The organism is Paranoxybacillus vitaminiphilus (assembly GCF_003259935.1).
In the GTDB taxonomy this organism is placed as follows: domain Bacteria; phylum Bacillota; class Bacilli; order Bacillales; family Anoxybacillaceae; genus Paranoxybacillus; species Paranoxybacillus vitaminiphilus.
The window spans coordinates 20,708-28,802 of the sequence record NZ_QLMH01000026.1; the positions used below are offsets into that span (position 1 = coordinate 20,708).

The following is an 8,095-nucleotide window of genomic DNA, read 5'->3' on the forward strand; positions in this document are numbered from 1 at the left end:
GCCAATATTGATTCCTATTAAATTTCAAGTATATGAACAAGAAGGTGAGGGATAGCTATTGTCAATCTTTTTGGCACAGCTGTTGACGGGACTAGCCTATGGAATGTTGTATTTCATGATAGCGGCAGGATTAACCATTATTCTTGGAGTTATGAATGTTGTTAATCTTGCCCATGGGACACTATTTATGCTGGGAGCTTATATCGTGTTTACTTTTATTAGTGATGAACTTAATTTTTGGATAGCTTTGCTGATATCCGTTCTTTTAACGGCAGTGCTGGGGATTATATTGGAAAAACTGCTGATTAAACATGTATATGGAAAAGAGCTTGAACAAGTATTATTAACTTTCGGCTTAAGCTTTATTATCGCGGATGTCGTTAAATGGATATGGGGAACAGAAATGCAAACACTTCCGGTACCAGCTTTACTTGATGCATCCTTGTCAATCGGGGAAATGGTTTTCCCGCTTTATCGCTTATTTGTTGTCTTTATTGGTTGCTTATTAGCTTTACTATTATGGTACTTGGAGAGCAAAACACGCATTGGTGCTATCATTCGTGCAGGTGTAGATGATCGTGCAATGGTTGGTGCTCTTGGTATAAATGTAGGATTAGTATTTACTGGAGTATTTGCATTTGGAGCGGCATTAGCAGGATTGAGCGGCGCTTTGGGTGGACCGCTGATCGGAATGTATACGGGAATGGATAATGAAATTCTTGTAACTTCCCTGATTGTAGTTGTAATCGGCGGTTTAGGCTCATGGAAGGGTTCCTTCATCAGTGCCATTTTAGTCGGTGTAATTGAAACATTTGGAAAGGTATGGTTCCCATCTTTATCGATGCTGATTGTGTTTCTGATCATGATGGTTGTTTTAATCATTCGTCCGCAAGGTTTGTTTGGAAGAGAGGTGGCATAGTGTGAAAAAGATTTTTATCTATACCGTTCTGCTTATTCTCTTAGTTTTAGCTATGCCGCTTGTATTATCTGATTTTGGAATTAATTTGGCTACTGAAATTTATATAATGTCCATTTTTGCAATGAGTTTGGGACTGATTATGGGCTATGCAGGAATGGTATCGCTCGGACACGCTGGTTTTTTTGGAATAGGTGCTTATACTGTTGCGGTCATAGGTCAATATGTGTCGAATTCGTATCTGTTGCTTCTGATATCCGTTGTTATTTCTGGATTGACGGCTTTAATTACCGGCGTAGTATTTATACGTACGTCTAAATTTTACTTTTTGATGATTACACTTGCATTCGGACAATTATTGTATGTATTATTTTGGCAGCTGAAACCTTGGACAGGTGGAGCAGACGGTATGTCAGTCTCCGCAATCTTGAATCTTGGTTTTGGAGAGATTTTATCTCCAAATGCGTTCTATTATGTGATGGGCGTTGCATTTATCATTGCTTACATTCTTTTACGTCTGTTTGTAGAATCTCCGGCAGGAAAAATTACGAAGGGTATTATGGAAAATGAAGCGCGGATGAGTGCACTCGGCTATAATGTCCGAGTTTATAAATTGCTAGCCTACACTTTATCTGGAGCTTTAGCAGGATTTGCCGGATCTCTCTATTCGTACTTTAATGTGTTTGTTTCACCTGATTTGTCAAGCTGGACGTTTTCCGGTCAGGTGATGGTGATGGTTATTATCGGCGGGGTCGGTACTTTATTTGGGCCGGCTATCGGGGCAAGCGTTTTTATCTGTTTACAAAACTTTATCAGTACTTATACGGAGCGCTGGCCGATGATAATGGGTGCTATTTTGGTTATCCTTGTCCTTATTGGAAAAGGCGGAATTATTCATTGGCTGCGATATTTTAAAGATATAATTTTTTTACGTAAACAAACAGATGAAGGTGCCCCTCAAAATCAAGTGAAAAAAGAGGAGGTAGTCAATTGAGCTTACTAAAAGTTGAAAATATCAGCAAATCATTTAAAACTCTCCAAGTATTGTACAATGTTTCATTAGAAGTTAAGCCTGGTGAACGTCATGTTATTATTGGTCCTAATGGTGCAGGAAAAACCACGCTCTTTAATTGTATAACGAATCTCCTGCCCATTGATTCCGGGTCTATTTATTTAGACGGAAAAGAAATCAGTAAACTTTCCCCCCATCATCTCGTACATTTAGGAATGTCGCGGACATTTCAAAAAAATAACCTATTTGGCGATTTAACAGTGGAGGAAAATCTTCATCTAGCGTTAGTAGCAAAGAAATCGTATCGATATAACATTTTTTCACCGCTGGCGAGTCGTTCAGATATAAAAAAGGAAACAAATAGAATTTTAGATCAATGGGAAATTTCTTCACGTCGCCATATTAAGGTAAAAAATCTTTCCTATGGAGAACAGAGATTGTTGGAAGTACTGTTGGCAATGGCCAGCAACCCAAAGATTCTTTTATTAGATGAACCGACGTCCGGAATGTCCCCAGCGGAAACAGCTCAAACTTCAGAAATGATTCAAAAACTTCCGCGCTCCATAGCGCTAGTGGTGATTGAGCATGATATGGAAGTAGTATTCGCCATTGCTGATCGGATTACGGTTCTTCACCATGGGGAGGTCATATTAAGCGGGTCTCCAGAGGAAGTCAGAAACAATGAAATGGTAAAGGAAATTTACTTCGGAGGAGGTGCGAAACAACATGCTTGAGCTTCAAGATGTTCATTCCTATTATGGAACAAGCTATATTCTTCAGGGGGTTACATTTTCAGTTTCGGAGGGGAAATGTGTAGCGCTTTTGGGACGGAACGGAGCGGGAAAAACAACAACGATTCATACCATTGCCGGTCTGCATAAATCCAAACGGGGTAGCATACGTTTTAAAGATAAACAGCTGCAATCCCTATCTCCTCATCAAATTTCCCATCTTGGAATCGGCTTAGTACCGCAGGGAAGAAGGATTTTTTCGTCACTTACCGTAAAAGAGAATTTAACGATGTCTGCGCGAAAAAGAAAAGCAAATGACGGACGAATAAATTGGGGGCTGGAGAAAATTTATGAGCTATTTCCTGTATTAAAAGAACGGGAAAAAAACTTAGGCACACAGTTATCAGGCGGACAGCAGCAAATGTTAGCGATTGGCCGGGCGCTCATGACGAATCCTGAGTTTTTGCTGATGGATGAACCATCCGAAGGCCTCGCTCCGGTTATTATTGATCAAGTTGGTGATATCATCATTAAATTAAAAGAAACGGGTTTGTCCATATTAATGGTTGAGCAAAACATCGCACTTGCCTGTAAGGTAGCAGATGAGATATTGATTATGAACAAGGGAAAGATTGTATGGAACGGTACGCCAGATGGGTTGATGAAAAATGAAGAAATACAACACAAGTATTTAGGTGTTTAATAAAATGCATGCATTTTCACTGATAAACTTGTCGGCTGTCAAGGCCGATTATTTTTTTGAGTGAATCGAGATTTTGCGGGATTTTTAGTTCGTTGTCCCGAGAAGTAAACTGATGAATGACGAATTACTTTTTAAATTTAACAAGTTAGTGCTCTCAGGCTCTCTAGGGTATTCCTCTTTTCATCAACTACAAAGACTCGACAATGCTTCATGAATGGACATCCCAAATGAAGGTTGTAGTAAGGCACGTTGTTTCTGATGACTTCGGGTACGGCTGTTTACATCCGCTGAGTTGCTTTGACGATGCTCAATGTCTTGGTTTTCGATACAGATGTCACCTCTTCACCTGGGATGTTTAGGATGTTCCGTGGCGGCGACAACGAATGCCATCTTACTTTACTCACGCTACTAACATCAGGGAGCCCTCTTTAGGTTGGGCTCCCAAAAAACTCGATTAGGCGAGTAGTTACCCTTTAATTTTTTATGAGTAAGGGAGAAATGCTTAATCGCAATACCCGAGCAAAGACGAAATTTCTTGCCCTGCTTGGCAAACCTGTTCAACAAAGCGAGGAATGTCATTTGAGCGAATACGTTGTTTTGGTCCGACAACGCTCACAGCTGCGACGACTTCGCCGGAGTAATCACGAATGGGAGCTGCGATGCTTATGACTCCTTCGTGTAATTCGTCAATGCAAATTGCATACCCTTTTTGTCGGACTTCCCTTAAATTGTTTCGAAACTGCATTGGGTCAGTGATTGAATTTGGTCCACAATGCGGCAGTCCCTGGCTGATAACATTTTCTATTACTTCTTCTGATTGAAAAGCAAGAATGACTTTTCCCGAACTTGTACAAGAACAAGGATTGTTTTTTCCAACATGGGAAAGTAGACGGACAGGATGTTTGCATTGTACTTTATGCAGGTAGACAGTGTTCGTTCCTTCTAAGACAGCAATATGTGCGGCTTCTCCTAGTTGGTTGACGAGAGATTCTAAAATCGGAAGAGCCTCTTGGTAGATTTCTGTATGAATGCTAATAATCCCGCTTAAGTTTAAAAGCGAAAGTCCAAGCTGATATTTACGCGTTTTTTGATTTTTTTCAATAAATCCTTCTTTTTCCAACGTTTTAATTAAACGATGAACGGTGCTTTTATTCAAACCTATCCGATTTGAAATTTCTGTAATACCTAATTCAGGTTCGCTTATGGAGAACAGCCGGAGGATACGTAATCCATTTTTTACAGAAGTAATTAAATAATTATCTTTTCCCATTGTTATTCCCCCAAAAGGCTCATTGTTATCTATAGTTTCTTAGAAATCGCTTCCCCAGTTTTCATTACAAGTTTGATTAATTTAGGAATAGAGTCCTTATTTATCCGTTGTATTGGGCCAGCAATCGAAACGGAATATAGAACACGGTTATTTCTGCTCCAGATCGGTGCGCTAATGGAGGCGACTCCTTCGTGTAACTCCTCGATGCTTAACGCGTATCCTTGCTGTTGAATTTGTTTTAATTTGTTTTGAAATAAATCCGGAGAAGTAATCGTCTTGGAGGTATAAGGAGACAATCCGTTTTGGATTACCTTGTCAATGACTTCTTTTGGCTGAAAGGCAAGAATTGCTTGACCGGAACTAGTGCAAAAAGCTGGGTTTCGTTTTCCGATATAAGAAAGCAGTCTGACAGGGTGATTACATTCGATTTTATGGAGATAAATCACATCTGCGTCTTGTAATTTAGCAATGTGGGCACTTTCTCCCGATTCTTCGACAAGCTTCTGCAAAAAGGGAGAAGCAATGTTACAAATTGCAAATCGGGACTGGATAATTTTGTTTGTAGCTAGTATGGAAGTTCCTAATGAATATAAGTTTGTTCTCGGGTCTTTTTTAATGAATCCTTCGCTTTTTAATGTTTGCAGTAGTCGGTGGGCTGTGCTTTTACCTATTTCAAGTCTTTTGGATATTTCTGGTAAACTCAACTCTGTTTCATCCATGGAAAAAAGGTTTAAAATTCGTAACGCATTTTCTAATGAAGAAAATGGTGACCTTACTTTACTCTTCATTATGTCATTTCTCCTTTCATGCAAAAATTAAGAATGTAAACGCTTTTAATTTATTGATTATGTTTATCCATAAAGCTGTAGGTGGGTTGAATGGAAATAAATATTTCAATTGTGTGTACATGTTGAAGGAATTTTGCGGGAATGAGGGATTGGTTATTACGAAATTTCTTACTTAATTTTTTATTTGTTTCGTATAGAAGAATGGCAGACTTTTATTTGGCACAATCATAATATAACATAATATTCGTAAAGTTTGTAATATTCTTATTATTGAAAAAATGAAAAAGTTAGAAAGGGGAGAGAGGATGGCAGCTAGGACGAGTTACCAAATACATGAAACAGAAGTTGAGTTGAGTGAGTATCAGCTTCAAAAATTAAATGAACTATTGGTGTTCGTATCGCAATTTAATGAGTTTTATAAAGAGAAATTGAAAGATACTCGTTTACCCATAAAAACAATGGAGGAATTTTTACAGTTACCTTTTACGACAAAGGAAGAGTTAGCCGATGACCAACAAAAATATCCACCATTCGGAAGAAATCACTCTTATCCAGAAACAAGTTATATTCGCTACCATCAGACATCCGGAACATCTGGGAGGCCGTTGAAGGTGTTAGATACAGCAAGCAGTTGGAAGTGGTGGGAAGATTGCTGGTTCGAGGTGTTAAAGTCAAGTGGTGTAACGAAGAGTGATCGCTTATTTCTAGCTTTTTCATTTGGTCCTTTCATTGGATTTTGGGCTGCTTATGAAGGGGCGAAAAAGGTAGGAGCGCTTGTAATTCCAGGGGGAGGTCAGTCATCGAAAGAGAGATTGTACAGCATTATTGAAAATAAAGCAACGGTTCTTCTTTGTACACCAAGCTATGCTTTACATTTAGCTGAGATTGCTGAGGATATGGGAATCGATTTACCAAGAACGTCGATTCGAATCATTATTACTGCCGGTGAGCCTGGGGGTTCTGTACCATCAACAAGACAAAAAATTGAAAAAATGTGGGGAGCAGCAGTTTATGATCATGTTGGGATGACAGAAATGGGAGCCTACGGATATTCCTGTTCGGAGCAAAAAGGTATCCATGTCAATGAATCTCAATTTCTAGTAGAAATTATTGATCCTGAGACATTAAAGCCTGTTAAACAAGGTGAAAGAGGAGAGTTAGTACTAACAAATTTCGGCCGTTATGGGTATCCGTTGATTCGTTATCGAACGAGAGATATGGTCATTAACTCGAGTGAACCATGTGCTTGTGGTAATCCTTATAAATTTCTGCCGGGAGGGATTATTGGTCGTGTAGATGACATGGTAGTTATACGAGGGGTCAATATTTTTCCTTCATCCATTGAAGCCATTATAAGAGAGTTTGAAGAAATTAAGGAGTTTCGAATTGTTTATTATACGCGGGAAGAAATGGATCAAGTCAAAGTTCAAATTGAAACCTCAGCAGATATTGCACATATATTGGCTGAGCGTTTAAGAGAACGAATTGGTCTTAGAATTGATGTTGAACAGGTAGAATTAGGGTCGTTACCTCGTTTTACTATGAAGTCAAAGCGTGTCATAGATGAACGAATCTCTAAAGATTAGGATACATGGATTTGTAACAGGATATTTATAACAGGCTGTAGGTGAATGCAGGAAAATTTTTTAGTATCAAATCGAAAGCGGTTTCAATTTGTTGTTTATCAATATTGAAAATAAATGAATTTTAATTTTATAGGAGGGGATATCATTGAACAAAATGCAACAACGTCATCAACCAGTATTAGTTATTGGTGCTGGCCCAATCGGGTTAACGGCTGCTTTGGCACTTCGAAGTTTTGGGGTTCCAGCGACGATTTTAGAAGCGGAACTGGAAGGACGACTTCGGCCGGGAAGCCGGGCGATTTATCTTCACAATGCCACGTTGAAGCACTTGGAAGACATTTATCCTGGTCTTGGTTTTACTTTGGCGCGCCATGGCGTCGTATGGCCTGTCAAACGCACATTGTTCCGTGGAAAAGAAGTATATGTCAAAAGGTATCCTGCACCTAATCCGAATGAACTACCACCATTTACAAGTTTACCGCAAGTCGAAGCAGAGAGGTTTTTATATGAGGCATGCCTAAAGGCTGGAGTCGAGTTTGTTTGGAACACACCGGTCAAGGATGTGAAGGTCGACGACAATCAAGTAACGGTATTCACTGAATCTGGCGATGTGTGGACATCCAATTATCTCATTGCGGCCGATGGTGCACGCTCCACCGTTCGCCAAGCGGTAGGAATTGAAATGGAAGGTCCACGTACCAAAGATTATTTCATTGTGGTGGATGTAAAAGAAGATGAAGAAAATCCGCTGCCGCTTGAACGAGTGTTCCATTATCAGCATCCGGCTGTAGATGGCCGAAATGTATTGTATGTGCCATTTGCAGGAGGATGGAGAATTGACTTGCAATTACTGGATGGTGACGACCCAGAGGAGTTCGGTAGCGTTGAGGGAGTAAAAAAATGGTTGCCAAAAGTGATGGATGCGAAATACGCGGATCGTATTACATGGGTGTCGACATACCGGTTTTATCAAGTGGTGGCGAAATCATTTACGGATGCTCATTGCCGCGTTCTTCTTGCCGGTGAAGCTGCGCATCTTTTTGCGCCGTTTGGGGCTCGCGGAATGAATTCAGGGGTTCCGGATGCGAT

Annotated in this window: 8 protein-coding genes; 6 read left to right on the forward strand and 2 right to left on the reverse strand. The window is 39.9% G+C overall.

The genetic code is table 11. The annotated features are described in order from the left end of the window. Positions 1-58 precede the first annotated feature (58 nt). From B0I26_RS16760 to B0I26_RS16775, 4 genes are read left to right on the forward strand one after another with little or no spacing between them, the layout of a single operon-like run. Positions 59-919 (forward strand): branched-chain amino acid ABC transporter permease, encoded by an 861-nt coding sequence (locus B0I26_RS16760; protein WP_111646536.1) that lies wholly within the window; start codon positions 59-61, stop codon positions 917-919. Between the two features lies 1 nt (position 920). Then, complete coding sequence (locus B0I26_RS16765) at positions 921-1,910, forward strand: branched-chain amino acid ABC transporter permease (RefSeq protein WP_111646537.1); 990 nt, start codon at positions 921-923, stop codon at positions 1,908-1,910. Next, complete coding sequence (locus B0I26_RS16770; RefSeq protein WP_111646538.1) at positions 1,907-2,662, forward strand: ABC transporter ATP-binding protein; 756 nt, start codon at positions 1,907-1,909, stop codon at positions 2,660-2,662. Before B0I26_RS16765 ends, B0I26_RS16770 begins: the two co-directional genes overlap by 4 nt. Next, complete coding sequence (locus tag B0I26_RS16775) at positions 2,655-3,362, forward strand: ABC transporter ATP-binding protein (RefSeq protein ID WP_111646539.1); 708 nt, start codon at positions 2,655-2,657, stop codon at positions 3,360-3,362. Before B0I26_RS16770 ends, B0I26_RS16775 begins: the two co-directional genes overlap by 8 nt. Before the next feature lie 502 nt (positions 3,363-3,864). Here the strand turns inward: B0I26_RS16775 and B0I26_RS16780 are convergent. Next, on the reverse strand, positions 3,865-4,632 hold the full coding sequence (locus B0I26_RS16780) for an IclR family transcriptional regulator (RefSeq protein WP_111646540.1): 768 nt from the start codon (positions 4,630-4,632) through the stop codon (positions 3,865-3,867). 29 nt (positions 4,633-4,661) lie between these two features. Next, positions 4,662-5,420, reverse strand: coding sequence for an IclR family transcriptional regulator (locus B0I26_RS16785; protein ID WP_409991441.1), 759 nt, complete (start codon positions 5,418-5,420; stop codon positions 4,662-4,664). A 305-nt stretch (positions 5,421-5,725) separates the two neighbouring features. Between B0I26_RS16785 and B0I26_RS16790 the strand changes: the two genes are divergently transcribed. Continuing rightward, the gene (locus B0I26_RS16790; protein ID WP_111646541.1) at positions 5,726-7,006 is read left to right on the forward strand and encodes a phenylacetate--CoA ligase family protein; all 1,281 of its coding nucleotides are present in this window, start codon (positions 5,726-5,728) and stop codon (positions 7,004-7,006) included. Positions 7,007-7,160: 154 nt separating this feature from the next. Then, a partial coding sequence (locus B0I26_RS16795; RefSeq protein ID WP_111646543.1) for an FAD-dependent monooxygenase occupies positions 7,161-8,095 on the forward strand: 935 nt, incomplete at its 3' end.